Genomic DNA, 25,490 nt, shown 5'->3' with positions numbered 1-25,490 from the left:
GTCATGCAGGCAGTCACACACGATCTTTCGGGGCAGGTCGCGGTCGTCACGGGCGGCGCGCAGGGCATCGGGCTGGCCGTCGCGCGGCGGCTCCACGCCTCGGGCGCGACGGCGTCGCTCTGGGACCTCGACGGCGCGCTGGCCGAGGAGGCTGCGGCCGAACTGGGTGACCGTGCGGAGGGCCGCGCGCTCGACGTGACTGATCCGCAGGCGACCGAGGCTGTGGCGAAGGCCACGGCGGAGCGGCTCGGCCGCATCGACATCCTCGTCGCCTCCGCCGGCATCGCGGGGATGAACGCGCCGGTGGTCGATTACCCGGTAGAGGAGTTCCACCGCGTCGTGGCGATCAACCTGCACGGCGTCTTCCATTCCTGCCGCGCGGTGCTGCCGCACATGGCGGCGCGGGGCTACGGGCGCGTCGTCAACATCGCCTCCGTCGCGGGCAAGGAGGGCAACCCCAACGCGGGCGCCTATTCCGCCTCCAAGGCCGGGGTGATGGCGCTGACCAAGACGCTGGGCAAGGAATTCGCCGACACCGACATCGCGGTGAACTGCGTGACACCCGCGGCCGCGCGCACCCGGATCTTCGACCAGATGAGCCAGACGCACATCGACTTCATGCTGTCGAAGATCCCGCGCGGCCGGTTCCTGGAGGTGGACGAGGCGGCCAACATGATCGTCTGGCTCTGCTCGCCCGAGAATTCCTTCACCACCGGCGCGGTCTTCGACCTTTCCGGCGGACGGGCGACCTACTAGGCGGTCTCGGCAACGAATACGGACAAGAGGGACAGCATGAAGTTCGTGCGATACGGGGAAGCCGGGCAGGAAAAGCCGGGCGTTCTGGATGCAGACGGGGGCATTCGCGACCTGTCGGTGCTGATGCGCGACCTGGGCGGCGAGACGCTCGCCCATCTCGGCGCGCTCGAGGGGCTCGACGTGGCGGCGCTTCCGAAGATCGAGGGGACGCCGCGCCTCGGCCCGCCGGTCGCGGGCATCGGCAAGTTCATCTGCATCGGGCTCAACTTCGCGGATCACGCCGCCGAGAGCGGCGCGCAGGTGCCGCCCGAGCCGATCATCTTCATGAAGGCAAGCTCGGCCGTCTGTGGCCCCGACGACCCCATCGTGATTCCCCGCGGGTCGGACAAGACCGACTGGGAGGTCGAGCTCGCCGTGATCATCGGCAAGCGCGCGAAATACGTCTCCGAGGCCGAGGCGCTGACCCATGTCGCGGGCTACGCGGTGACCAACGACGTCTCCGAGCGCGCCTTTCAGAACGAGCGGCAGGGCCAGTGGACCAAGGGCAAGTCCTGCGACGCCTTCGGCCAGCTCGGGCCCTGGCTGGTGACGCCGCACGAGATCGGCGATCCCCAGAACCTGAAGATGTGGCTGACGGTCAACGGCGAGACGAAACAGGACGGCTCGACCGCGACCATGGTCTACGGGGTCGCGCACCTGATCTCCTATCTCAGCCGGTTCATGACCCTGCACCCGGGCGACGTGATCTCGACCGGCACGCCGCCGGGTGTCGGCATGGGCCAGTCGCCGCAGCAGTTCCTCAAGGCGGGCGACATCGTGGAGCTGGGGATCGAGGGCCTCGGGCGGCAGCGGCAGGCGGTGCTGGCCGACGACCCTGCTTAGGGTTTCCGCAACGGGGAACGTCCTGAGCGACGCGTTTGTGCCGTCGTTACTGGCGGCAGCGCCGAACGGGCAGCTCTTCCGCGATCCGGAGAGTGGGACGGCCCAGTCCGGTGGCAGAGCCATGCCCCTTCCGGGCGACGGGATTGCTTTGCATGCCTGAGCCGGCGGCATCCCGGCGGTCGCCTTCCCGATCGGGCCAAGGCGTCAGCAGGCAGGTCCTGCGACGCCCATCGAGGCAGCGCAGCTGCGCTCGCCCCTCCGGGCGCGTCCGCTCGCGCTCACGCGCCACCCCCAGTCCAGGACGGCGCGGCCTCCAGCCTGTCGGCCGCCCAGCTCTGCGTCGCGCGGTCGCGGATCGACGCGATGAACTCCTCCGGCACGATCGTCGGCACCCGCGCGGCTGTCAGCGGGTCGTCGTGAAACAGATACAGACGCGAGACGAACTCCTCGAACGGCAGGGAGGCCTCGCCATATCTTTCGCCGCAGCCGCTGGTGGACACCACGACGCCCGCGCCCCAGTCCTGCCCGCTGTCGTTGTTGGGATTGTAGAAATAGACCCGCACCACGCCGTGCTGATCGGTGTCCACGCGCAGGATCGAGATCGCATGCCAGCCCACGAAGCGGGCAGACGCGTCCGTCACGGCGATGCCGGCCGGCTGCGGGTGGATCACCGGGCGCGCGTCATTGTAGGCGGGATGATAGCCGCGGCAGAAGCGGGCGACGAAGGCCTCGTAGTCGGCAAGCAGCCCGGTCGCCACGTCGACCGCCACGATGCAGTCGCGGGCCACCCACCAGCCGTGGAACTCGGGATTGATCCAGCGGTGCGGATCGCCGCCCCGCGGCGCGCAGAGCCGGCCCATCTCGGCATAGATCCGGTCCAGATGCGGCACCAGCAAGACCGAGACCGGGTCCGCGTCGATCGGCGCGCCCGCGCTCAGCCCGGGCGGCAGCTCGGAGGAGGCGATGGGCTGCCCCTCGAAGTGCATGGTCACCGCGTCCATCTCGCTGGCCTGGCGGACGAGATGCAGCAGGTAGTCGGGGTCGTTGAGCGCCCACATCGCGATGGCGCGCGCCGACTGACAGGTGGGGTTGGCCCCCTGCCCCACGCCGAACGGCTGGCCGATCACCTCGAGCAATCCCGCCAGAAGATGGGTTTCGGCCGACACGGCCTCGCCATAGGCGAGCCTCAGCCGCTGCGCAGCCTCGGGGTGCAGCTCCGCCGCGATCTGGCCCGTCAGCGCGGGCTCGATGGGGGCGTAGTGCAGCACGCCGCGGTCGAGCACCAGCGACAGCCCGTAGACCGCCTGTGGCGTGAACGGCGTGACCGCCGCGCCGATCAGCCGCCGGACGAGCGGCATGTAGCGCCGCCAGCAGTCGAGCCCGGTCTGGCCCAGCCCCAGCGCCTCGGGCACCAGCGACGGACCCTCCCGCGCCGCGAGCCACGTCAGGAAGGCCGCGTGATAGTCCGACACCAGGCCGGTGTCGTGCATCGCGCGGGCGAAGCCTGTGGCCTCTCGCATCAGCGCGTGCTCGTCGAAGCCCTCGAGACGCTCCAGGAAGGCGCCGATGCCGGGGTCGTCCTGCGAGGCGATCGTGGGACCGAAAAGCGCACCCACCAGGCGTTCGGCGCCCAGGCGCTCCTGTCCCGGCTCCGCGCCCTGCTCGGCCATCGCGATGGAGATCTGCGCGATCATGTCCTTGACGGGGGCCACCTGGACGGGTCGCTGCTCGAGAATGCGCCAGATCTCCTCAACCAGCACGCCGAGCACGTCGCGCAGGCCGATGCGCTCGGCGACGAAACGCAGCACGCTGCGCTTGACGTCCTCCCAGCCGGTGGCGCGGCTCGCCTCGCTCGACGCGCCGAAGAAGTGCCGCAGGTTGAGCGCGAGAACCTGGGTGAGGTAGTGGCGCGCCGGCTCGGCGTGCAGTCCCTCGTGCGTGGCCTCGCCCGTGGCGATGGCGAGCATCCGCAACAGGCTCGTGATTTCCAGCGCGACGGTGACCCGGTCGGGGTTGTCGAGCGTGAGGCCCACGAGCTGCGGAAGCAGCGTCGCCGGGCTGTCCCAGTCCGACCCGGCGAAGAGCCCCGCCGCGTCGAGCGCGCCCGCGCGGGCGTAGAGCGCGGATACGCCGCCGGGCTGGCCCAGCACACGCGCGGCGATGTCGAGCACCGGCCGCTGATGCCGGTGCTTGGCGAAGGGGCGCGCATCGGCCAGCCGCGCAGCGGCGGCGTCCAGCTTTTCCAGCAGCGCGGCGAGCGCGGCGTCCTCGTCCCTCATCGGTCGCTCCGGCGTGCGGCGCAGGCCCCTGCGCGCAGGTCACACATAGAAATCGAGTTCCTCCTGCGACTTCAACAGGTCACGCAGGCGGTGGGGGTCGTCGCCGAAGAAATACATCAGGCCCCAGTGCGTGCCGAAGGCCGAGCGCTTGGCGACCTTGTTCTGCATCGGCTCGGCCAGTTCGTGGTGCTCGAAGTAGGGATGGTTCGCCGTCGCGTCGGGAATCTCGAGCCGGTTGACGACGCGCCGGCGCGGATAGACGCCGAAGCAGCCGGCATGTCCCTTCGCATCCTCGACCGGGGTGGGAAAGAAGGCGTCGAGCTCTTGCTGCGTCGCCTTCGGGTCGAAGGCCAGCACGAGCGCCTGATAGCCGTTGAAGCCGTAGGCGCGCTCGATCAGTTCCAGCGCGTTGAAACCCGGCGGACGGTAGGCGACCTCGCCGAAGTAGAGCTTGTTGTCGCTGGTCAGGAAGTATTCCGGGTGGATGAAGCCGAACTCGATGTCGAAGGTCTCGATCAGCTTCTCGATCTCCTCGGTGATCCGCGCGCGATGTTGCTCGAGCTCGGGGGTGGCCGGCACGAAGACCGAATAGCCCAGCGTCACGTATTCCGAGATGTTCAGGAACTGGATCTTGCGGTCCTTGATCCAGGCCTCGACCGCGAACTCCCAGCCGTCCAGATGGCTCTCCAGCAGCGCCGGGAACTCCTCGTCGGGGATCAGGTCCACGTCCTCGGCCGTGCGGATCACGCGGTGGCCCGCGGTGCCGGACTTGTCGAAGGCCTTGAAGTGGATCGGGTCGTTGGGGTCGCCGTCGAGCTTCAGGAGCGTCTGGTTCACGCGCTTGAGAAAGCGGATCACGTCGCCGCGGTCGTGCGCCTCCTCGAAGACGCCCACGCGGATGCCGCCCAGCTGCGCGCGGCGCTTCATCAGCGACTTGTCGCGGAAGAGCATCGCCTGCCCCAGGAGCCGCGGGTTGTCGCGCAGCACGGCGTTGACCGCGCCGGCCCATTCCACCGTCTCCTCGAAGAGCGGGATCGCCACGTCCACGCCCTCGTCCTTGAGCGTGGTTGCCAGCTCGTAGGAGCGTTCGTTCAGCCGGTCGAAATCCCACGCGATGTGGGGGATGCCGTTGGCCTCGCAGTAGTCCGTAGCCCAGGGCGGCGCCACGACGATGTAGCGCCGGTCGAACCGGTCCGCCGCGTCGATCGCGTTGAGGCTCCAGCCGAGCAGCGCGACGTAGCCCTTGCTCTCGTCGTAGTCCTGCATCCTTGCCTCCTTTCGGCTTCGATCGCCGGGCGCATCATGGAGATCCGACCTCAAAGCTTCGTTATACAAAGCAAAGGCATCTCTACAAAAAAGGCCTTCCTGGCAACTGCCCGGCATATTTGATTAGCTTGGCAACCTAATGCCTGAGCAGCACTTCGTCCAGTGCCGGGTCCTGCATCCGTGGCGCGGCGGCCAATCGGGCCGGTGCCCGCGCCGGCGCCGGAAGCTGGCGCGGCCGTCGCGTCGCCGGGCGAGATGGGCTCAGGACTGCGTCATGTGGCCCGCGCCGGCGATCGGATCGGACGACACCTTTGCCTGCACACCCCATGACGCGAGCGCCGGGATCCGGACAGCCTGCCCGGCGTCGCGAGCGGCGATGCGCAAGGTGCCGCGCGCCTCGACCGGATCGAAACGCCGGGCCGCACCGAGTGGCTTGCCGGCTATCGTTTTCCTCGCGATTTCCGCGAAAGGGTCCGCGCCATCCGGTTCAGCTCGCTGCGCCGGCGTGCGCCGGTCCGGTGAAGGACGGCCTCGCAATGTCGGCGCGCCGTGTTGACGCGGATGCCCAGTCGGGCCGCGACGTCGCGGGTCGAAAGGCCGTCCAGCAGACACTCCGCGGTGTCCTGCTGACGCGGTGTCAGGCCATATGTCTGCGCAAGCCGTGCCGCCAGGGTCCCGGCGTCCGGCGGCGACACGGAAAGATAGCCCGCCTCGGGGCTGGGCAACGGCAAGCACAGGAACGCCTCGGACCCGCCGTCGTCGTCGTCGCGGACGCTCACGTCCATGTCGCTCTGCGCGATCGCGGTCTGAAGCCGATCGAAGTTGCGCGCGCCCCGGTCCAGTGCCCCGAAGGCGCTCGCGAAGGCCGGCAGCAGAAGGTTGAGCACGATCTCGGCCCGCCCCCCGACCAGTGCGGGCGCATCATGGCGCGCATACCCCATCGCGAAGACCGCCTCGCCCACGTCAAGACGCGTCGTCATGCCGATGACATGGTTCATCCCGACCGGCCGGAAGGCCTCGCGGTGGAAGGCGGCGTTCTCGATCATGGCGCGGCCGGCGAGGGAGCTTTCGTGCCGCACGCCGTCGCCCATCTGCCGCCGCGTGAGGTTGATCCTGTCGAGATCCGGGTCGGTCGAGCGGATGTTGCCGTCGCGGTCCACGCCGGCGAAGGTCCGGGCGAAATAGGCTTCGATCTGCGGACCTGCGTTCCAGGTGGCGAACAACGGGACGCCCTCGTTCAGCCAGGCCGCCATGGCCGCGTCGGCATCGACCAGCCTCGCCACCTCCCCGAGAAGCGCGCCGACCGTATCCGGATCCGCTTCGAGGTCCAGCAGGCGCCGCTGTAGCCCCGCGAGCGTGCGCGCGCAGTCCAGATCGATCTCCATGACCGCATCCTACCGGCTCCGCGACCTAGGGCAAATGCCCCATGCACCGTCTCCTGCAAGCTGCGACAGTGACGGCCGACAAGACTTCCGGAGGCAAATCGTGCACGCAAATCGCATACTTGCAGGACTGCTCTGCCTTGCCGCGCTGGCCGGACCGGCCAAGGCCCAGGACGAGCGGACGACGATGATGATTCTCGACGGGTCGGGCAGCATGTGGGGCCAGATCGACGGCATCCCCAAGATCGAGATCGCCCGCGACGCGGTCGGGCGGATGCTCGCCGACTGGCCCGAAGGCCGCGCGCTCGGCCTCATGGCCTACGGTCACCGGCGCGAGGGCGATTGCGAGGACATCGAGACCCTGCTGGCCCCCGGCCCGCTTGACCGGAGCGCGTTCGAGATGGCGCTGGCCGGCGTCACGCCCCGCGGCAAGACGCCGGTGGGCGCATCCGTCCGCGCCGCCGCCAGGTCCGTCGCGGAGAACGGCGCGGTCGTGGTGGTGACCGACGGGTTGGAAAACTGCGGCGCCGACCTCTGCGCGCTGGGGCGGGAGCTGGCGGAGGCGGGCAAGGGGCTCACCGCGCATGTCATCGGCTTCGACGTGGACGACGCGGGCGGGCAGCTCGCCTGTCTCGCCGAGACCACGGGGGGGCGCTACATCCCCGCCTCGGACGCGGAGTCCCTCACCGGCGCGCTTCGGCAGGTCAGCGCGCCGGCGCCCGAGCCGGCAGGTCCGCTTCACGTGGACGAATTCGACCGCGCCGAGCTCGGCCCCGACTGGACGATCGACACCCCCGACCCGTCCGGCTTCATCGTCGACGACGGCGCGCTCGTGACGATGACCGTCGAACCGGGCTACATGGGGGACGCCGAGGATCAGCCGAACGTCTTCCGCTGGACGGCGGCCGGATTTCCGGAGGGCGACTGGGACCTGAGCGCCGACTTCACCGCGCGAATGGGCGAGGTGCAGACGCTGGGCGGCCGCCGCGCCATCGTCCAGGTGGGCCGCCATGCGGATGTGGACAATACGATCTCGGTCTATGTCTACCGGCAGGGCAATTCCAACGACGACCTGTGGCTGCGGTTGCGCGCCGTGTCCGGCGGCACGGAAACCCGCGCCGAAGTCGAGATCGCCGGCGATCTGCGCGGCTACGACCTCGCGCAGATCCTGCGGGATTTCGAGGAAAAGGGCGCGCGCCTGACGATTTCGAAACGCGGCCGCGATTACGTCGGCCGCCTCGCTATGAACGGCTGGACCATGCAGGAAGGCGGCCCCGAGGTCATCGAGACCGACCCGATCCAGGTTCTCCGCACGACCGGCGACCCGGCGCTGTTCGCCGGAACGCTGGGGTCGGAACAGACCGTCGCCGAATTCGACCGGATCGAGATCGTGGAGGTGGAATGATGCGCGCCTGCCCCGGACGCTGGATCAGCCCGGCCGTCACGTCTGCGCTCGTCGCATCGGCCCCGACCGCGGCTTCGACACAGGTTCTCACGATGGAAGCCGTCAGGACAGAAGCGCGCGAGGGATCGGGCATCGGCATCGAACTCCTGCTGATGCTCGACCAGCCTGCCGAGGCCCCGTTCATGGCGCAGGTCGAGCTCACCGGCGTGGACGCCACGGGCGGCTCGGACTTCGCGCCGCCGCTGATCCCGGTCACATTTCTCGAAAACGACGTGCTCAAGCGCGCGGTCATCGACATCGTCGACGATCCCCTCGACGAGATCTACCGCGAAACCTTCGTGGCCTCTGTGGGCAGCGTGACCATGCTCGATCCGCAGGCGGTCCCCGGCGGCATTGTCAACGGCGCCGGCGCCATCCCGCTGACGGTGATCGACGACGACAACGCATTCTCGGTCTCCGCCCGACCCGGCCCCGAAGGCGGCGCAGTGGTGCTCACGCTGCGGCAGGAACACGACAGCGAAACCACGGAGGTCGTCGTCGCCGCTCCCGGCGCGGGCAGTGCCACGCCCGGCCTCGATTTCGAACCCTGGCAGAAGGTCGCCCGGTTCCCGCAGGGAACGACCGAGGTGTCGCTGGCCATCGGGCTGATGCCCGACGACGTGCCCGAGCAGACCGAGTCCTTTCCGATAGAGTTCGCGCATATCGGCACCGGCACGGCGACCTTCGATCCTGCACGGGTGACGGGCTCGATCCAGGACGAAACCGAGGGCGAGATCCCCGTCCGCATCGAGTTCACGCAAGGCACGGTTCGCATGGAGGTTTCGGGGCAGACGTTCACGCAGCCCTTCCAGCACGCGGCCATGCAGGGCACGCTGACGCGCCATATCGGCGGCACGCGCATGACCCTGAGCCAGGGCAACGGCACGGATCTGACGCTGCGCCGATTCTGCGCGGAAGACATCGACTTCACAGGGATTGCCGACGGCATACCGGATCTTTCGGCAGCGGAGATCGGCGCAGGCAACCGGACCGGCTGGCGCGGAGAGTTCGTCGTCGACGGGATCCAGTTCGACTACGCCATGTTCGAACAGCCCGATGGCAGCTACGCCGGTTACGGGCGACAGCGGGGTAACGTGGACGGCTCGAGCGTCCTGACCCGTCACGGCTACCGCGTCATCCCGCTTGTCGAGGAAGACCCCGAGGTCGCCCGCCTGCCGGGCGAGACGCCCGAGGCGCAACTGCCGCCCGAAGCGGTTACCGACGCCGTCGCGCGGCAGGTGGCCGCCGATCTCGGCATGAGCGCCGAGGCCGTCCGCCCCTACCTGTCCACCAGTCTCGGCCCCGACATGACCAGTGGCGACGGGGACAGCGCCCGCACCGTCGAGGTCGAGATCTGGCTCGACGCCGAGGGCCGGCCCCTGCCTGCGGACCGCGCGGCGCCCGGCCCGTGCGATCCGGGCTACGGCGAGGCGCGCGCCGCCGCCAAGCGCCTGCGCTACCGCATCGGCACGGCCGGTGAGGCGATCATCGGCCAGGCCGTCACGCAGGATGTCGAGACAGGCCGGCTCGAGACGGCTTACATGGAAGATCTGGGCGAGGCGTCGAACAGCCTCGACACGGCGGTCGAACGCGCGCATGGCGGGCTTTCTCCGGCTCTGCAGGCGCCGGACTGACCGGTGGGCTTGCGAAGGCGGGCCGCAGGCGCGGATCGCGCAAGGGCGTGCCGCCCCATGGAGACCGATGCGCCCGCCCGTGTGGCGGGCGCTCGTTCCGAGCCTCTGCCGGCGCCTGGATCAAGAGAGCTGCCTCGTGCCGCTCGGCCGCCCCGGGCGGAACGAAGGCTGAGGCGGAGCGTCAGGTGCCCTCTTCGCCCTCGTAGTGGCGGTAGACGCCCTGCTCTTCCAGAGCGTCCTTGACCTCCTTGGGCATGTAGGTCTCGTCGTGCTTGGCGAGGATTTCCGTCGCCTCGAAGACGCCGTCCACGTAACGGCCCGTGCCCACCATGCCCTCGTTCTCGGCGAAGAGGTCGGGCAGCACGCCGGTGAAGACCACCGGGATCGAGGCCCCGCCGTCGGTCACCGAGAAGCGCACCGTCTCGCCCTGCCCGCGCACGAGGCTGCCCTGCTCGACCAGCCCGCCGATGCGGAAGGTCTCCGTCGGCGCGGGCGGCTCGGCGAGGATCTGGCTGGGCGCGCGGAAGAAGTTGATGCCGTCGCGCATCGCGTAGCCGATCAGGCCGGTGGAGAGCACGAGCGCCGCGGCGGCGACCATCACGATCTGGATGCGGCGCTTCTTCTTGAGACCTCTCATCGACGTCGCCTCACGGGAAACAGGGCGCGAGCATAAGCCCGGTATGCTCTGGTATATCTAGCATCAGGTTGGCGTTCTGCAAAGCCTGGCCGGAGCTGCCCTTGGTGAGGTTGTCGAGCGCCGCGACCACCATCGCCCGGCCCGGAAGCCGGTCGCCCGACACGCCGATATGGCAGAGATTCGAGCCTCTTACGTGCCGGGTCGAGGGCAGCTCGCCGAAGGGAAGCACCTGCAGGAAGGGCTCGTCCGCGTAGGCCTGCGACAGCGTGTCATGCACCACGCGCGCGTCGCCCGTCACGTAGGCGCTGGCGAGGATGCCGCGATTGGCCGGCATCAGGTGCGGGGTGAACTGCACCCGCACGGGGCGGCCGGCAAGCGCCGAGAACTCCTGGTCGAACTCGCCCAGATGCCGGTGGGTGCCGCCGGCGGCATAGGGATGGTAGCCCTCCGACAGCTCGGCATGCAGCAGGTTCTCCCTGAGCGACCGCCCGGCGCCGGAGACCGCGCACTTGAGATCGAGCACGATGTCGTCGAGGTCGATCGCCTCCGCCGCGATGAGCGGGCGCAGCGCATATTGGCCGGTCGCCGCGTTGCAGCCGGTGCCCGCGACCAGCCGCGCGCCGCGGATCTCGTCGCGGTAGAACTCGGTCAGGCCATAGACGGCTTCCTTCTGAAGCTCCGGCGCGGCATGGGGCTTGCCATACCAGCGCTCGTAGTCGGCCGGGTCGCGCAGCCGGAAGTCGGCGGAGAGATCGACGATCTTCAGATCGCGCGGCAGATCGGCGATCACCGCCTGGCTCGTTGCGTGAGGAAGGGCGCAAAACACCATGTCGATGCCCGAAAAATCCACCTCCTCTATTCGCTGAAGGTGCGGCAGGTCGAGGTGGCGCAGATGGGGATAGACCTCGGCCATCGGGCTGCCCGCCTTCCGGTCGGCCGTGAGCGCGGCGATCTCCATTCGCCCATGCGTGGCGATCAGCCGCACAAGCTCCGCGCCGGTATAGCCGGAGGCACCGAGAATGGCGATTCTGGAAGTCATGTCAGTGTCTTTCGGCTCAGTTTTCAGGCAGGAAGAAAGGCGATCTCGCGCTTGAGGAACTGTATCGCGCGGTCCGAGACGCGGCGCGCATCGCCGGTGGTGAGAAAGCCGGGCCGCTCACCCGCGCCGCGCATCTCGGGACGGCGGGCGAGGTAGTCCGCCAGGCTCTCGGCCACGATCTGCGGCTGCGAATAGACCGCGACATCAGGGCCCAGGGCGTCGCGGAACGCCTGTTCCATCAGCGGGTAGTGCGTGCAGCCCAGCACCGCCGCCTCCGGCTGCGGCATCTTGCGCAGCAGCGCCTCGACATGGGAGCGCACCAGCGCCTCGGCGAGGATCAGGTCGCCCTCCTCGATCGCGTCCACCACGCCGCCGCAGGCCTGCGCCTCCACGTCCACGCCGATCGCACGGAAGGCGAGTTCGCGCTGGAAGGCGCGGGAGGCGACCGTGGCCGGCGTGGCGAAGAGCGCGACATTCTTCACCGACACCTCACGCGGGGGGGAGTTGTCGCCCCACTGCCGCTCTGTCAGCGCCTCGATCAAGGGCACGAAGACGCCGAGCACGCGCTTGTCGGGCGGCACCCAGGTCTCCTGCAGGCGCCGCAGGGCGGCGGCCGAGGCGGTGTTGCAGGCGAGGATCACCAGATCGCAGCCCTCGTCCCAGAGCCGTGTGACACCGCCCTTGGTGAGCTCCGTCACGTCGTCGGCGCTGCGCACGCCGTAGGGCGCGTTGCGGTTGTCGCCGAGATAGACGAAGGGTACATCCGGCAGGCGCCGCGTCACCGCGTCGAGCACCGTCAGTCCGCCAAGGCCGGAATCGAAAATCCCAACCGCCATGCTGCCCGCCTGTCCCGCGGCGCCCGGCGCCTAGTAGACGCGCTGCCGCTCTTCCCGCCCCGAAGGACGGTGCCGTTCCTCGAACTCGAAGCCGTATTCGTAGCTGCGAAGCGGCTCCGGCGACAGCTCATAGGTCTTGCGGCGGAGGAAGTCCATCATGGCGCGCGTGTCCGCGGCGCGCGCGGCCAGCTCGTCGGGCGGGATGGGCGCGCCGATCGCCACGCGCACCGGCGCGTCCACGCGCTTGCGGAATTCCGAGATCAGCAGCCCCATGCGCAGCGTCGAGTGCAGGTGGCTGGCGAGCTGAAAAAGCCGCGAGGTCGTGCCGTCGAAATAGACCGGCACCACGGTCGCGTCCGAGCGCGCGATCATCCGGGCGGTGAAGCTGCGCCAGCCGGGGTCCATCGGGCGCGAGAAGGGCCGCGCGGCAGTCGAGACGGTGCCGCCGGGAAAGACCCCGATGCAGCCGCCGGCGGCGAGATAGCGCAGCGACTCGCGCCGGGTCTCCAGCGTCTCGCGCTGCGCCTCGCGCGTCTCGTCGAAGTTCACCGGCAGGATCACCCGGTCGAGATCGGCGGCCTTGCGAAAGACCTTGTGCGCGAGAATGCGGAAATCGCCCCGCACGACCGACAGCATGTGGCCCAGCATGAGCCCGTCGAGGATGCCGTAGGGATGGTTCGCGATCACCACGAGCGGCCCCTCGCGCGGGATCGATTCGATCGAGCCGGCGATGACCTCGAGCGACAGGCCGTAGCGCTCGACCATGACCTCCCAGAAGTCGCGGCCGGCGGCGACCTCGTGCTCGTAGCCGCGCGCCCGGCGGATCAGGCGGATGCGCCCGGTCGCGTTCTCCATCAGCCGGATCATGGCGCGGCCGCCGCGGGTCCGGGCGGAGCGGTAGTAGCTTATGTCGCGCGCGGTGCGACGCTCGGTCATGTGCGGGGCCTCTCACTCTGGCGCAGGGCACATAGGGCGGTTCGATCCTGATCGCCAGAGACTGTAACGAAGCCATGACCGGCGCATGACGCTACCCGGCTACTCGGCCGCGCGGGCGAGCGGCGCGCCGCCCTGACGGATGACGCTCAGCAGTTCCTCGCGCCGCCTGGCGGCCTTTTCGGCGTTGGCCTCCTTCACCGGGCCGAAGCCGCGGATCGAAAGCGGCAGCTCGGCCAGCGCCACGATGGCGTCGCGCGTGTCGTCGCCGAGCTTCGGCAAGACCTCGGCCATGTCGGCCTCGTAGTCGCGGATCAGGCGGCGCTCCATGCGGCGCTCGGCGGAATAGCCGAAGGGGTCGAAGGGCGTGCCGCGCAGGAACCGCATCCGCGCCAGCAGCCTGAGCGGTCGTTCCAGCCAGGGGCCGAATTCGCGCTTCTTAGGTCGGCCGTTCGCGTCCTTGCCCGTCAGCATCGGCGGCGCGAGGTGGAAGGTCATGCGGAAGTCGCCGCCGAACTCCTCGCGCGCCTTCTCGCGGGTCGTGAGCAGCAGCCGCGCGACTTCGTATTCGTCCTTGTAGGCCAGCAGCTTGTGATAGCCCTTGGCCACCGCCTCCTTCACCGCGCGGTCCTGGATGCCGTCGACCAGCTTTCGGTAGCGCCGGGCGAGCCGTTTGCCCTGATAGGCGGTCAATTGCTCGGTGCGGTAGTCGATCTGCTCGTCGAGCGAGCGCGGCAGCTCGTGCACCTTGTCCTCGAGGACATCGGCGGCCTCGGCCGGCGCATGCGCCGCCCAGCGGCCCACCTCGAAGGCGCGCAGATTGGCCTCGACCGCGGCGCCGTTGAGGCGGATCGCCTCGGCGATGGCCTCGTGGCTCACCGGGAGGAGCCCGCGCTGCCAGGCCGCGCCCATGACGATCATGTTGGAGTAGATCGAGTCGCCCATCACCTTCGCGGCCAGCGCGGTGGCGTCGAAGGTCTGCAGCCGGTCGCGCAACCGCCGCTCGAGCGCCAGCGTGAGATCCTCGGTGGGGATGCGGAACTCGGTGTTGCGGGTGAATTCGCCGGTGATGATCTCGTGGCTGTTGACGACGCCGCCGGTGCGGCCGGTGGAGGTGAGGCCGAGCGTCCTGGCGCCCGCGCTCACCACGAGGTCGCCGCCGATCAGCGCATCGGCCTCGCCGGTGGCCACGCGGATCGCGCTGATGTCCTCGGGCCGCTCGGCCAGCCGGCAGTGGATCAGCACCGCGCCGCCCTTCTGCGCCAGGCCCGCCATCTCGATCATCGCGGCGCCCTTGCCCTCGATCTGTGCGGCCTGCGCGAGCACCGCGCCCAGCGTAACGACGCCGGTGCCGCCCACGCCGGTGATCACCACGTTCCAGGTGCGGTCGATCTTCGGAAGCTCGGGCTCGGGCAGATCGGGCAGCTTGAGGTCGGTCGCGGCCTCGCGGCGGACCTCGGCACCCTCCAGCGTCACGAAGCTGGGGCAGAACCCCTTAAGGCAGGAGAAATCCTTGTTGCAGGCGGACTGGTCGATGGCGCGCTTGCGGCCGAGCTCGGTCTCGACAGGCACGATGGCCACGCAGTTCGACTGCACGCCGCAGTCGCCGCAGCCTTCGCAGACGTCGGTGTTGATGAAGACGCGCTTGTCCGGGTCGGGAAAGGCGCCCTTCTTGCGGCGGCGGCGCTTCTCGGCCGCGCAGGTCTGGATGTAGAGGATGGCGGTGACGCCCTCCATCTCGCGCAGCTTTTCCTGCACCTCGTCCATCTCGGCACGTTCATGGCGCGCTATCCCCTTGGGGAAATGCGTCCAGTCGGGCTCTTCCTTCTCGTCGTAGACGACCGCGACGTGGCGCACGCCCATCGCCAGCAGTTCGCGCGCGATGCGGTCCGGGGTGAGCTCGCCCTCGTTGGGCTGCCCGCCGGTCATGGCGACCGCGTCGTTGTAGAGGATCTTGTACGTGATGTTCACGCCGGCCGCGATCGCCGCGCGGATCGCGAGCGTGCCGGAGTGATTGTAGGTGCCGTCGCCCAGGTTCTGGAAGACGTGGCGGCGGGTCGAGAACGGCGCCTCGCCGATCCAGTTGGCGCCCTCCGCCCCCATGTGGGTAAATCCCTCGGTCGAGCGGTCCATCCAGAGCGCCATGGTGTGGCAGCCGATGCCGGCGCCCGCCCGGCTGCCCTCGGGGACGCGCGTCGAGGTGTTGTGCGGGCAGCCGGCGCAGAAATACGGCAGCCGGGCCGCGATGTCCTGCGCGTTGTCGGCGCGCCGCGCCTCCTCCAGCGTCTCGAGGCCCTTGCGGATGCCGTCCGTCTCACGGCCCTCCTCGATGAGGATGCGCCCGAGTTTCGCCGCGATATCCACCGGGTCGAGAGCGTAATGCGTCGGGAACAGCACCTCGCCGTTCTTGCGCCCGCCATAGACACGCCGGCCCCGGCGGTCGTCGAAGATCGCCTCCTTGACCTGCACCTCGATGAGCTTGCGCTTTTCCTCGATCACCACGATGAGCTCGAGCCCCTCGGCCCAGTCGTGGAAGCTCTCCATGTCGAGCGGCCAGGTCTGCCCGACCTTGTAGGTGGTGATGCCCAGCCTTTCGGCCTCTTCCGCGTCGATGCCCAGCAGGGTCAGCGCGTGTTCGAGGTCGAGCCAGTTCTTGCCGGCCGAGACGAAGCCGATCTTCGCCCCCGGCTTGCCCCACACCCGCTTGTCGATGCCGTTGGCGCGGGCGAAGGCCTCTGCCGCGTAACGCTTGTGCGCGAGCAGCCGCTCCTCCTGCGGCACCCAGTGGTCGCCGAGCCGGATGTTGAGGCCGGCCTCGGGCAGCGCGAAGTCCGGGGTGACGAGCTGCATCCGGTCCGGCCGGCCGTCCACCACGGCCGTCGCTTCCACCGTGTCCTTCACCGCCTTCAGGCCCACGCAGACACCCGCGTAGCGCGACAGCGCGTAGCCGTAGACGCCGAAATCGAGAATCTCCTGCACCCCCGCGGGCGAGAGGACGGGCATGTGCACGTCCACCAGCGCCCAGTCGGACTGATGGCAGGTGGTCGAGGACTCGCCGGTGTGGTCGTCGCCCATCACCATGATGGCGCCACCCTGCGCGTCGGTGCCCGCCATGTTGAAGTGGCGCATGGCATCGCCCGAGCGGTCCACGCCCGGCCCCTTGCCGTACCACAGCGCGAAGACGCCGTCGTATTTCCCCTCGCCGCGCAGGCCCGCCTGCTGCGAGCCCCAGACCGCGGTCAGCGCCAGATCCTCGTTGAGGCCCGGCTGGAAGACGATGTCGTTGTCCGCCAGAAGCTTCTGCGCGCGCGACATCTGCATGTCCACGGCGCCCAGCGGCGAGCCGCGGTAGCCCGTGACATAGCCCGCGGTGTTCAGACCGGCGCGCCGGTCGCGTTCCTTCTGGGTGAGCATCAGACGCACAAGCGCCTGCGTGCCGTTGAGCAGAACGGGTGATTTCGTAAGGTCGAGCCGGTCGCTCAGCGAGACCTTCTGGATCGTCATGCCGTGCCTCCCTGCCTGCACGGGATGTAGTCTGAACGTGACGGAATAATAGGTCTGGATAACTGACCTGTATAGAGGCGAATCCGTTCAAGCGTGCGCTTTCGCCACGCCGCCCGATCCGTCCGGGCGTTCCCTGCGCGGCATTTTCGTGCCATTAAGCAAGCGGCGGCTCCCGCCGGGAAAGGACCTGTCGCGATGGATTGGGACAAGCTCAGAATCTTTCACGCCGTGGCCGATGCCGGCTCGCTCACCCACGCCGGCGAGCGCCTCAATCTTTCGCAGTCGGCGGTCAGCCGCCAGATTCGCGCGCTCGAGGAAAGCCTGGGCGCGACGCTCTTTCACCGCCATGCGCGCGGGCTGATCCTGACCGAGCAGGGCGAGCTGCTCTTCGACGCGACCCGCGCGATGACCAAGCGGCTCGAGGCCGCCGCTGCGCGTATCCGCGACAGCGAGGAGGAGGTCTTCGGCGAGCTCAAGGTCACGACCACGACCGGCTTCGGCTCGCTCTGGCTGGTGCCGCGGCTGGCGAAGTTCTACGAGAAGTATCCCGACCTGAAGATCGACCTGATGCTGGAGGAGCGCGTCCTCGACCTGCCGATGCGCGAGGCGGACGTGGCGATCCGCATGAAGGAACCCAGCCAGGCGGACCTGATCCGCAAGCGCCTTATGGGTGTGCGGATGCGGCTCTACGCCTCTCCCGACTACCTGCGCATGCACGGCGCGCCCGAGGTGCCCGAGCAGCTCACGGCCCATCGCCTGATCTGCCAGAACCCGCGCGCGCCGCAGGTCAGCGCCGGCGCGAGCCTCGTGGCCCATCTGATGACCTATCAGCCGCACTCCACGCTGACGGTGAACAACTATTTCGGCGTGCTGCAGGGCGTGCTCGCGCATCTGGGCATCGGCGTGCTGCCCGAATACCTCTCGCACGACTTCCCCGAGATGCAGCGCGTGCTGCCCGAGGTGGAATCGAACGAGGTGCCGGTCTTCCTGGCCTACCCGGAAGAGTTGCGTCAGTCGCGCCGCATCGCCGCCTTCCGCGATTTCGTGCAGGCCGAGATCGCCGCGCAGCGCCGGCAGCAGCGGGGGAAGGCGGCGGAGTGAGCGCAGCGAGTGAGACTTGCGCGCAACGCATAGCCGGCATGTCTGACCATCTGGTCGAAACTGCTTGATCGATTCACTTCTGCCGCCTATCTGATCGGTCGAAGGCGATGGCGCCTAGCAGCGCATCATCTTCATACCTCCCTGTTGGACTTCGGCCGAGACTTAGTCTCGGCCTTTTTTTTGCCGCGGCCTTGCGCGCCCGGAAAACGCGAACGGCGCCCCCGCTGCGGGGGCGCCGTCGCCAGTGGATCAATTCTGCTTGTGGTTGAAAAGGCGACTGGTCTCGCCCGCCCCGGCTCAGCCGGCGTCGACCGCGCCGCGACGCAGCCGTTCCTCCATACCATCGCGCGAGAGCGCCGATTTCTTGTGATTGCCGTCGCGCATCTGCTTTTCCGTGGCGCGCGCGCTGATGTAGCCGAAGGCGACGGCGAAACCGAGCGTGCCGAGGCACAGGATGATCGGAAGCTGTTCCATCGTGTCGTGTCCTTTCCCATTGGCGAAGTCTGCCCCTGTCTACGCCGCAAGTGTCTCGCCGGATCACGCCGGTCTTGAAATTTTTCTTGATTTCTCAATAGCATACGAAAGCATACCGCCAGGGCGGGCGCGAAAACGGACGCAAGGTCAACGCCTTGCGCGCTGCGCTGCAGCACGCGCGCTGACGCTCACGCGCCGATCACGAAACGATGAGGATTACCGCCAGCCAGAAGAGCGCGAGCCCGACGAGTCCGAACTGCGCGGCGAAGAGGCTGAGCAGGAACAGAAACCCCAGAACGCCCCCGACCACGGCGCTCTGCCGTGCCGCCGGAAGCCCGCCGATCGCCGCGTCGATTTCCTCGGGCGCGCGCGTGCGCCACAGGGACGCGATCAGCGCCACGGCCACCATGCGGCACTGGCGCGCGATCGGAACCATCACTGTGCGGCGCGGGTCGGACATCGGCTGCTCCTGTTGTATACGACGGTATCACGTCGCGCGCCGGCCGCGCAACCGGCGGGCCTTTCCCCCTGCCCGCCCATGCCCTAAGACGGGCGCGGTCGATCTGCGAGGGGACCGCAACCGCATGTCCGAGCCCGCCATCACGCCCGAGCTCGTCGAGGCCCACGGCCTCGCGCCCGAGGAATACGCCCACATCCTGCGCCTGCTGAACCGGGAGCCCAGCTTCACCGAGCTCGGCATCTTCTCGGCGATGTGGAACGAGCACTGCTCCTACAAGTCGTCGAAGAAATGGCTGCGCACGCTGCCGACGGACGGCCCGCAGGTGATCTGCGGCCCCGGCGAGAACGCCGGCGTGGTGGACATCGGCGACGGGCAGGCCGTCGTCTTCAAGATGGAGAGCCACAACCACCCCTCCTACATCGAGCCCTACCAGGGCGCGGCGACCGGGGTGGGCGGCATCCTGCGCGACATCTTCACCATGGGTGCGCGGCCCATCGCGGCGCTGAACGCGCTCTCCTTCGGCCGCCCCGACCACCCGCGCACCCGCGCGCTGGTGCACGGCGTGGTGGCGGGCATCGGCGGCTACGGCAACGCCTTCGGCGTGCCCACCGTGGGCGGCGAGCTGCGCTTTCACCCGGCCTACGACGGCAACTGTCTCGTCAACGCCTTCGCCGCCGGGCTCGCGGAGGCCGACAGGATCTTCTATTCGGCGGCCAGCGGCGTGGGCCGCCCCGTCGTCTACCTCGGCGCCAAGACCGGCCGCGACGGCGTGGGCGGCGCGACCATGGCCTCGGCCGGGTTCGACGAGGGGCTCGAGGAGAAGCGCCCCACCGTGCAGGTGGGCGACCCCTTCACCGAGAAGCGCCTGATGGAAGCCTGCCTCGAGCTGATGGCGACCGGCGCGGTCGTCTCGATCCAGGACATGGGCGCGGCGGGGCTGACCTGCTCGGCCGTCGAGATGGGCGACAAGGGTGGCCTGGGCATCCGCCTCGACCTCGACCGCGTGCCCTGCCGCGAGCCCGGCATGACCCCTTACGAGATGATGCTCTCCGAAAGCCAGGAGCGCATGCTCATGGTCCTCGACCCCGCGAAGGAGGCCGAGGCGCGCGCCGTCTTCGAGAAATGGGACCTCGACTTCGCCGTGGTCGGCGAAACGATCGCCGAGGATCGTTTCCTGGTCGTGCACAATGGCGAGACACGCGCAGACCTGCCGCTGCGCGCGCTCTCCGGCGAGGCGCCGGAATACGACCGCGAATGGCTGCCCTCCGAGCCGGAGGTGCCGCTCGGCCCCCTGCCCGATATCGACCCGATCGAGGGTCTCAGGGCGCTCGTCGGCTCGCTCAACTATTGCGCGCGCCGCTGGGTCTGGGAGCAGTATGACCACATGGTCATGGCCGACACCGTGCAGGGACCGGGTCACGGCGCCGCGCTGGTGCGGGTGCACGGCACCGAAAAGGCGCTCGCCTTCACCGCCGACGTCACCCCCCGCTACGTCGAGGCGAACCCCGTCGAGGGCGCCAAGCAGGCGGTGGCCGAGGCCTTTCGCAACCTCGTGGCGGCCGGCGCCCGGCCGCTCGCGGCGACCGACAACCTCAACTTCGGCAACCCCGAGAAGCCGCGCATCATGGGCCAGCTCGTGGGCGCGATCCAGGGCATCGGCGCGGCCTGCCGCGCGCTCGACATGCCGATCGTCTCGGGCAACGTCTCGCTCTACAACGAGACCGACGGCCACCCGATCCAGCCAACGCCGACCATCGGGGCCGTCGGTCTGGTGGAGCGGATCGAGGAGGCGATCACCGGCCGCGCCCGCGAAGGCCACGTCGCGGTGCTGGTGGGCGAGGGCCCGGGCCACCTCGGCCGCTCGGCCCTGCTGTGGGAGATGTTCGGTCGCGCCGAGGGCGACGCGCCCCCCGTCGACCTGGAGGCCGAGCGGCGCAACGGCGCCTTCATCCTCGAGAACCGCGCGCTGATCCGCGCCTGCACCGACCTCTCCGACGGCGGCCTCGCGCTCGCCGCCTTCGAACTGGCCGCCGCCGGCGGCGTCGGCGTGGCGCTCGACGATGACGACGCCGCCGCGCTCTTCGGCGAGGACCAGGGGCGCTACCTGGTCGCCTGCAACTTCGACCAGGCCGAGGGGCTGATGATCGCCGCCGGCCGCGTCGGCGTGCCGATCCGCACCGTCGGCCGCTTCACCGGCGAGACCGTGCGCCTGGGCCGCGCGGAGGCGCCGCTCGCCGAGCTCGTGGCGCTCTGGGACGGCGCCCTCGCCGCGCGGCTGGGCTGAGCCCCGCCGCAGCCCGGGCCCTTCTTCTTGGGTCAAATATCCTTGGGGGTGAATGCCGCGCGCCCGCGCGGCAGAGGGGGCTGAAAGCCCCCTTGTCCAAGCGGTTTCGAAACCGCTTGGGCGCGCTCACCCGCGGTCGAAGGCCCTCAGCCGCCGGATCAGCGAGGAGGTGTCCCAGCGCCCGCCCCCCATCGCCTGCACGTCCTTGTAGAACTGGTCCACCAGCGCGGTGACGGGCAGCGCCGCGCCGATCTCGTCGCCCGTGTCGAGGCAGATGCCCAGGTCCTTGCGCATCCAGTCCACCGCGAAGCCGAAGTCGAACTCGTCCGCGAGCATCGTGGCCGAGCGGTTCTCCATCTGCCACGATCCGGCCGCGCCCTTCGAGATCACCTCGACGAGCGCCGCGCCGTCGAGCCCGGCGCGGTCGGCGAAGTTCAGCGCCTCGGAGAGCCCCTGCACGAGCCCCGCGATGGCGATCTGGTTGCACATCTTGGCCAGTTGCCCCGCGCCCGAGGGCCCCAGCCTGCGGCACATCGCGGCATAGGCGGCGATCACCGGCTCGGCGCGGGCGTAGGCGCCCGCGTCGCCGCCGCACATGACCGAGAGCCTGCCGTTCTCGGCCCCGGCCTGCCCGCCCGAGACCGGCGCGTCCACGAAGCTCACCTGCGCGTGGTCGGCCGCGGCGTAGAGCTCTTCGGTCACGCGCTTCGAGACCGTCGTGTGATCGACGAAGACCGTGCCGGCCCCCATCCCCGCGAGCGCGCCGTCCGCGCCCGTGCAGACCGCGCGCAGGTCGTCGTCGTTGCCCACGCAGGCCATGACGAACTCCGCGCCCGCGGCCGCCTCGCGCGGCGTGGGCGCCCGGTCCCCGCCGTGTTCCGCGACCCACCGCTCGGCCTTCGAGGCTGTGCGGTTGTAGACCGTGACCTCGTGGCCCGCCTTCGCGAGATGCCCGGCCATGGGATAGCCCATGACGCCGAGCCCGATGAACGCAACCTTCGCCATCGCAGCTTCCCCCTCGTCGCTCTTGCCTTTCGCGGCGCGCAGCGTTTGTCTCGCGCAGACCACGGGAAGGCAAGGGCGAAGCTCCGGCCGGGGAAAAGGGCGCGATGGGCACAGTGTTCCGATGGCTCCTGCGCATCGCCACGGCGCTGGTCGCGCTCGTGGCGCTCGCCGCCGTCGTCGTCTACTACCTCGCCTCGCGCTCCCTGCCCGACTACGACAAGAGCCTGCCGGTCGCCGGCATCTCGGCGCCGGTGGAGATCGTGCGCGACACCGCGAACGTGCCGCACATCTTCGGGCAGGCCGACGCCGACGTGTTCTTCGGGCTGGGATACGCCCACGCGCAGGACAGGCTGTGGCAGATGGTCGTGCTGCGGCGCACCGTGCAGGGCCGGCTGTCGGAGAAGTTCGGCGCACGCACGCTGGAGGTCGACACGCTTCTGCGGCGGCTCGACCTCTACCGTCTCGCGCAGGCCTCGCTGGAGGCGCAGGACGCGCGCACCCGTGCCGCGCTCGAGGCCTATGCGGCCGGCGTCAACGCGCGGCTGGCCGAGATCAACCGCGACAGCCTGGGGCGCGGCGCGCCGGAATTCTTCCTTTTCGACGCGCCGATCGCGCCATGGCAGCCGGCGGATTCGGTGGCGCTCGTCAAGCTGATGGCGCTCCAGCTGTCCGGCCATCTGGGCCAGGAGGTGCTGCGCGCGCGCGTCTCGCTCGCGCTCGAGGACCGGCCGGGCGAGGTCGAGGACATCCTGCCCGAGGCCCCGGGCCAGGGGATCGCGGCGCTCCCGGACTATGCGAGCCTGGTGCCCGGCCTGCCGCGCTACGCCGAGGCCGCGCCGGCGCCCGATCATCCGTTCTGGCCCGTGCCGAAGCCGCGCTTTTCGGGCGCCTCCAACGCCTGGGCCGCGGCGCCCAAGCGCTCGGCGGCCGGGTCCACCCTGCTGGCGGCCGATCCGCACCTCGGCTTCTCGGCGCCCGCGATCTGGTATCTGGCGCGGCTCGAGCTCTCCGCCGGGGGGGTCATCGGCGGCACGATTCCCGGCATCCCGGCCGTGCTCGTGGGGCGCAGCGCCGAGCTCGGCTGGGGGATCACCTCGTCCAATCTCGACGATCAGGACGTGTTCCTCGAAGAGCTGAACCCCGAGAACCCGGAGCAATACCGCACGCCGGACGGCTGGAAGGCCTTCGAGACCCGCCGCAGCATCGTCGAGATCAAGGACCAGGCGCCCGTCACCGTCACCCTGCGCTGGACGGACAACGGCCCGGTGCTGCCGCCGGGCCGCTTCGGGCTGGGCACGATCACGCCGCCGGGCCATGTCGCCGCGCTGTCGTGGACGGCGCTCTCGGATCAGGACACGACGATGCGCGCGGCGATCGGCATGATGTATGCCGATTCGATCGATGCCGCGCTCGAGGCCGGGGCGTGGTTCGTGGCGCCGTCGCAGAACCTGATCGTGGCGGACGGCGAGCGCATCGCGCTCAAGCTGCTGGGCGCGATGCCGCGCCGCGATGCGGCGCATCAGACCCAGGGGCGCATGCCCTCCTTCGGGTATCTGCCGGAAAACCGCTGGCAGGGCACCCTGCCCTTCGAGTCCAATCCGGGCTTCATCGACCCGCAGGGCGGGATCGTCGGCAATACAAACAACAAGATCGTGGACCGCCCCTTTCCGCTGCACGTCTCCTACTGGTGGGGCGACACCCAGCGCGTCCAGCGCTGGCAGCGGCTGATGCAGAGCCGCGAGATTCACACGCGCGACAGCTTCGTCGAGGCGCAGCTCGACACGGTGAGCTACACGGCGCGCGCGCTGCTGCCGCTGGTGGGCGCCGACCTGTGGTTCACCGGAGAGGCCGCGCCCGCCGGCACGCCCGAGCGCCAGCGCCAGCGCGCGCTCGCGCTGCTCGCCGAGTGGAACGGCGAGATGAACGAGCACCTGCCCGAGCCGCTGATCTACGCCGCCTGGATGCGCGCCCTGCAGGAGCGTCTGATCCGCGACGATCTCGGCCCGCTGGCCGACGAGTTCACCCATCCCGAGCCGCTCTTCATCGAGCGGGTCTTCCGCGACGTGGACGGTGCGAGCGCCTGGTGCGACATCCGGCAGTCCTCGGCCGTCGAGACCTGCACCGACATCGCGCGCCTCGCGCTCGACGACGCGCTCGTCTGGATCGGGGAGCGTTACGGAAGCCAGCTCGAATCGCTGCGGTGGGGGGACGCGCATCAGGCCACGCACGACCACCAGACGCTGGGCGAGGTGCCGGTGCTGCGATATTTCGTGAACATCCGGCAATCCACCAGCGGCGGCGACAACACGCTGATGCGCGGCCTCACCGGCGGCGAGGATCCCGACCCCTTCCTCAACGTGCATGGCGCGGGCTTCCGCGGTGTCTTCGACTTCGCCGATCCGGACAGCTCGGTCTTCGTGATCTCGACCGGGCAATCGGGACACTTCCTGTCACGCCACTACGACGATCTGGGCCAGCTCTGGCGGCGCGGCGAATACGTGAACATGTCGCTCGACCCGGAACTCGCGCGCGCCGGTGCGGTCGGCGTCACGGTGCTGCGGCCCGACGGCTCATAGCCCGAAGAGGCGCTTGCGCCCGGTCAGCCCCGGCGCGCCCGGGCGCACGGCCGGCGCGGTCAGGATGGCGGCCAGCACGAGCGCGGCCGAGGCGATCTCGCGCGGGCCCAGAACCTCGCCGAAGGCGAGCGCACCGATCGCCAGCATGGTGGGCAGTTCCACGCTGCCGGCCGCCGCGGCGCGGCCGGGCCCGACGCGCGGTGCGGCAGAGACGTAGAGCATTTGCGGGATCAAGGCGGTGGCGAGGCCCAGCCCCGCGATCATGAGCCAGCCAGCCTCCGACGCGGGCAGGAAGCCTGCCACCGGCGTGGCCATCAGCAGCGGCGCCATCCCCAGAACCGCACCCAGCGTGGTGCAAACCATCCGCTCGGGCGCGGTGAGCCCGTGCATGAAGGACGACAGGATCACGATCCCCAGACCGAAGGTCAGCGGCGCGGCCAGCGCCTTCAGAAGCGCGAGCGGTCCGGCCCCGGCGAGCCCGCCGCCCTCTGCCAGCAGTGCCGCGCCGCCGAGGATCATCGCGCCGGCAAGCCAGCCGCGCCAGCCCACCGCGGCGCCGGCCAGCAACCAGCCCAGAAGAAGCGCGAAGAGCGGATAACTCATGTAGATCACGCCGGCCGAGGCCACCGGCAGCGTTCTGAGCGCGTCGAGATAGCCCAGCCAGCCAAGGCTCATCAGCACGCCCGTTCCCACCATGATCGCGGCCGGGCCGCGCTTCGCCCGCGCGCGCGGCAGGAAGGGCAGCAGCACGAGCGTCGAGAAGGCATAGCGGTAGAAGGCGATCGCGGCGTCCGCCATGCCGGCGGCCTGAAGCTCGCGCGCGAAAAGGGGCACGAGCCCGAAGCAGACCGAGGCCGCGACGATTCCCGCGGTGGCGGCCCCGGGCCCGGCCAGGGGGGAGTGTCTGAGCGTGGCTTGGGTCATGCGCCTGCTCTACCCGCAAGGCAGGCCGGAGAAAAATTCCGAATTCTCAGAAGCGCCATGAAATGATCTAATGG

General features: G+C 69.6%; 19 protein-coding genes. 7 read left to right on the top strand and 12 right to left on the bottom strand.

Annotation, left to right across the window (positions count from 1 at the left end; all coding sequences use genetic code 11):
* Positions 1-3 precede the first annotated feature (3 nt).
* On the top strand, positions 4-756 hold the full coding sequence (locus DRV85_RS09865) for an SDR family NAD(P)-dependent oxidoreductase (protein ID WP_113289291.1): 753 nt from the start codon (positions 4-6) through the stop codon (positions 754-756).
* 36 nt (positions 757-792) lie between these two features.
* Entirely contained in the window at positions 793-1,638 is an 846-nt protein-coding gene (locus DRV85_RS09860) for a fumarylacetoacetate hydrolase family protein (RefSeq protein WP_113289290.1), read from the top strand.
* Positions 1,639-1,916: 278 nt separating this feature from the next.
* Here DRV85_RS09860 and DRV85_RS09855 read toward each other — a convergent pair whose 3' ends face one another.
* From DRV85_RS09855 to DRV85_RS09845, 3 genes are all read right to left on the bottom strand, one after another.
* A complete protein-coding gene (locus DRV85_RS09855) occupies positions 1,917-3,917 on the bottom strand; it encodes a hypothetical protein (RefSeq protein ID WP_113289289.1) in 2,001 nt (666 codons plus the stop codon).
* Positions 3,918-3,956: 39 nt separating this feature from the next.
* Entirely contained in the window at positions 3,957-5,183 is a 1,227-nt protein-coding gene (locus DRV85_RS09850) for an ATP-grasp domain-containing protein (RefSeq protein ID WP_113289288.1), read from the bottom strand.
* 440 nt (positions 5,184-5,623) lie between these two features.
* Positions 5,624-6,568 (bottom strand): response regulator transcription factor, encoded by a 945-nt coding sequence (locus DRV85_RS09845; protein ID WP_113289287.1) that lies wholly within the window; start codon positions 6,566-6,568, stop codon positions 5,624-5,626.
* A gap of 100 nt (positions 6,569-6,668) precedes the next feature.
* Between DRV85_RS09845 and DRV85_RS09840 the strand changes: the two genes are divergently transcribed.
* Positions 6,669-7,970, top strand: coding sequence for a vWA domain-containing protein (locus DRV85_RS09840; RefSeq protein WP_158540140.1), 1,302 nt, complete (start codon positions 6,669-6,671; stop codon positions 7,968-7,970).
* A gap of 92 nt (positions 7,971-8,062) precedes the next feature.
* Positions 8,063-9,643: a Calx-beta domain-containing protein gene (locus DRV85_RS09835; RefSeq protein WP_158540139.1), complete on the top strand. Its 1,581-nt coding sequence runs from the start codon at positions 8,063-8,065 to the stop codon at positions 9,641-9,643.
* Positions 9,644-9,824: 181 nt separating this feature from the next.
* Here the strand turns inward: DRV85_RS09835 and ccmE are convergent, their stop codons facing one another.
* From ccmE to DRV85_RS09810, 5 genes are all read right to left on the bottom strand, one after another.
* On the bottom strand, positions 9,825-10,280 hold the full coding sequence (ccmE, locus tag DRV85_RS09830; RefSeq protein ID WP_113289284.1) for a cytochrome c maturation protein CcmE: 456 nt from the start codon (positions 10,278-10,280) through the stop codon (positions 9,825-9,827).
* A gap of 10 nt (positions 10,281-10,290) precedes the next feature.
* The gene (gene argC, locus DRV85_RS09825; protein WP_113289283.1) at positions 10,291-11,319 is read right to left on the bottom strand and encodes an N-acetyl-gamma-glutamyl-phosphate reductase; all 1,029 of its coding nucleotides are present in this window, start codon (positions 11,317-11,319) and stop codon (positions 10,291-10,293) included.
* Positions 11,320-11,342: 23 nt separating this feature from the next.
* Positions 11,343-12,155, bottom strand: coding sequence for a glutamate racemase (locus tag DRV85_RS09820; protein WP_113289282.1), 813 nt, complete (start codon positions 12,153-12,155; stop codon positions 11,343-11,345).
* A gap of 30 nt (positions 12,156-12,185) precedes the next feature.
* Positions 12,186-13,091 carry a lysophospholipid acyltransferase family protein gene (locus tag DRV85_RS09815; RefSeq protein WP_113289281.1) on the bottom strand — a complete coding sequence of 302 codons (906 nt, stop codon included), beginning with the start codon at positions 13,089-13,091 and terminating at the stop codon, positions 12,186-12,188.
* Between the two features lie 99 nt (positions 13,092-13,190).
* On the bottom strand, positions 13,191-16,592 hold the full coding sequence (locus tag DRV85_RS09810) for an indolepyruvate ferredoxin oxidoreductase family protein (RefSeq protein WP_113289280.1): 3,402 nt from the start codon (positions 16,590-16,592) through the stop codon (positions 13,191-13,193).
* 195 nt (positions 16,593-16,787) lie between these two features.
* Here DRV85_RS09810 and DRV85_RS09805 point away from each other — a divergent pair, with 195 nt between their 5' ends.
* Positions 16,788-17,693: a LysR family transcriptional regulator gene (locus DRV85_RS09805; RefSeq protein ID WP_113289279.1), complete on the top strand. Its 906-nt coding sequence runs from the start codon at positions 16,788-16,790 to the stop codon at positions 17,691-17,693.
* A gap of 297 nt (positions 17,694-17,990) precedes the next feature.
* On the opposite strand, the gene DRV85_RS19160 is transcribed toward DRV85_RS09805, so the two are convergent.
* Both DRV85_RS19160 and DRV85_RS09800 read right to left on the bottom strand, forming a co-directional pair.
* On the bottom strand, positions 17,991-18,167 hold the full coding sequence (locus tag DRV85_RS19160; RefSeq protein ID WP_158540138.1) for a hypothetical protein: 177 nt from the start codon (positions 18,165-18,167) through the stop codon (positions 17,991-17,993).
* Between the two features lie 199 nt (positions 18,168-18,366).
* Entirely contained in the window at positions 18,367-18,627 is a 261-nt protein-coding gene (locus tag DRV85_RS09800) for a hypothetical protein (RefSeq protein ID WP_113289278.1), read from the bottom strand.
* Positions 18,628-18,751: 124 nt separating this feature from the next.
* Here DRV85_RS09800 and purL point away from each other — a divergent pair, with 124 nt between their 5' ends.
* Positions 18,752-20,911, top strand: coding sequence for a phosphoribosylformylglycinamidine synthase subunit PurL (gene purL / locus DRV85_RS09795; RefSeq protein ID WP_113289277.1), 2,160 nt, complete (start codon positions 18,752-18,754; stop codon positions 20,909-20,911).
* A 126-nt stretch (positions 20,912-21,037) separates the two neighbouring features.
* On the opposite strand, the gene DRV85_RS09790 is transcribed toward purL, so the two are convergent.
* A complete protein-coding gene (locus tag DRV85_RS09790) occupies positions 21,038-21,916 on the bottom strand; it encodes an NAD(P)-dependent oxidoreductase (RefSeq protein WP_113289276.1) in 879 nt (292 codons plus the stop codon).
* A 104-nt stretch (positions 21,917-22,020) separates the two neighbouring features.
* Between DRV85_RS09790 and DRV85_RS09785 the strand changes: the two genes are divergently transcribed.
* Positions 22,021-24,492 carry a penicillin acylase family protein gene (locus DRV85_RS09785; RefSeq protein ID WP_113289275.1) on the top strand — a complete coding sequence of 824 codons (2,472 nt, stop codon included), beginning with the start codon at positions 22,021-22,023 and terminating at the stop codon, positions 24,490-24,492.
* Here the strand turns inward: DRV85_RS09785 and DRV85_RS09780 are convergent.
* Positions 24,487-25,416, bottom strand: coding sequence for a DMT family transporter (locus tag DRV85_RS09780; RefSeq protein WP_113289274.1), 930 nt, complete (start codon positions 25,414-25,416; stop codon positions 24,487-24,489). The genes DRV85_RS09785 and DRV85_RS09780 overlap by 6 nt on opposite strands.
* Positions 25,417-25,490: the final 74 nt, after the last annotated feature.

The organism is Rhodosalinus halophilus, from assembly GCF_003298775.1.
In the GTDB taxonomy this organism is placed as follows: Bacteria; Pseudomonadota; Alphaproteobacteria; order Rhodobacterales; family Rhodobacteraceae; genus Rhodosalinus; species Rhodosalinus halophilus.
This window is presented reverse-complemented; position numbering and strand designations above follow the sequence as displayed.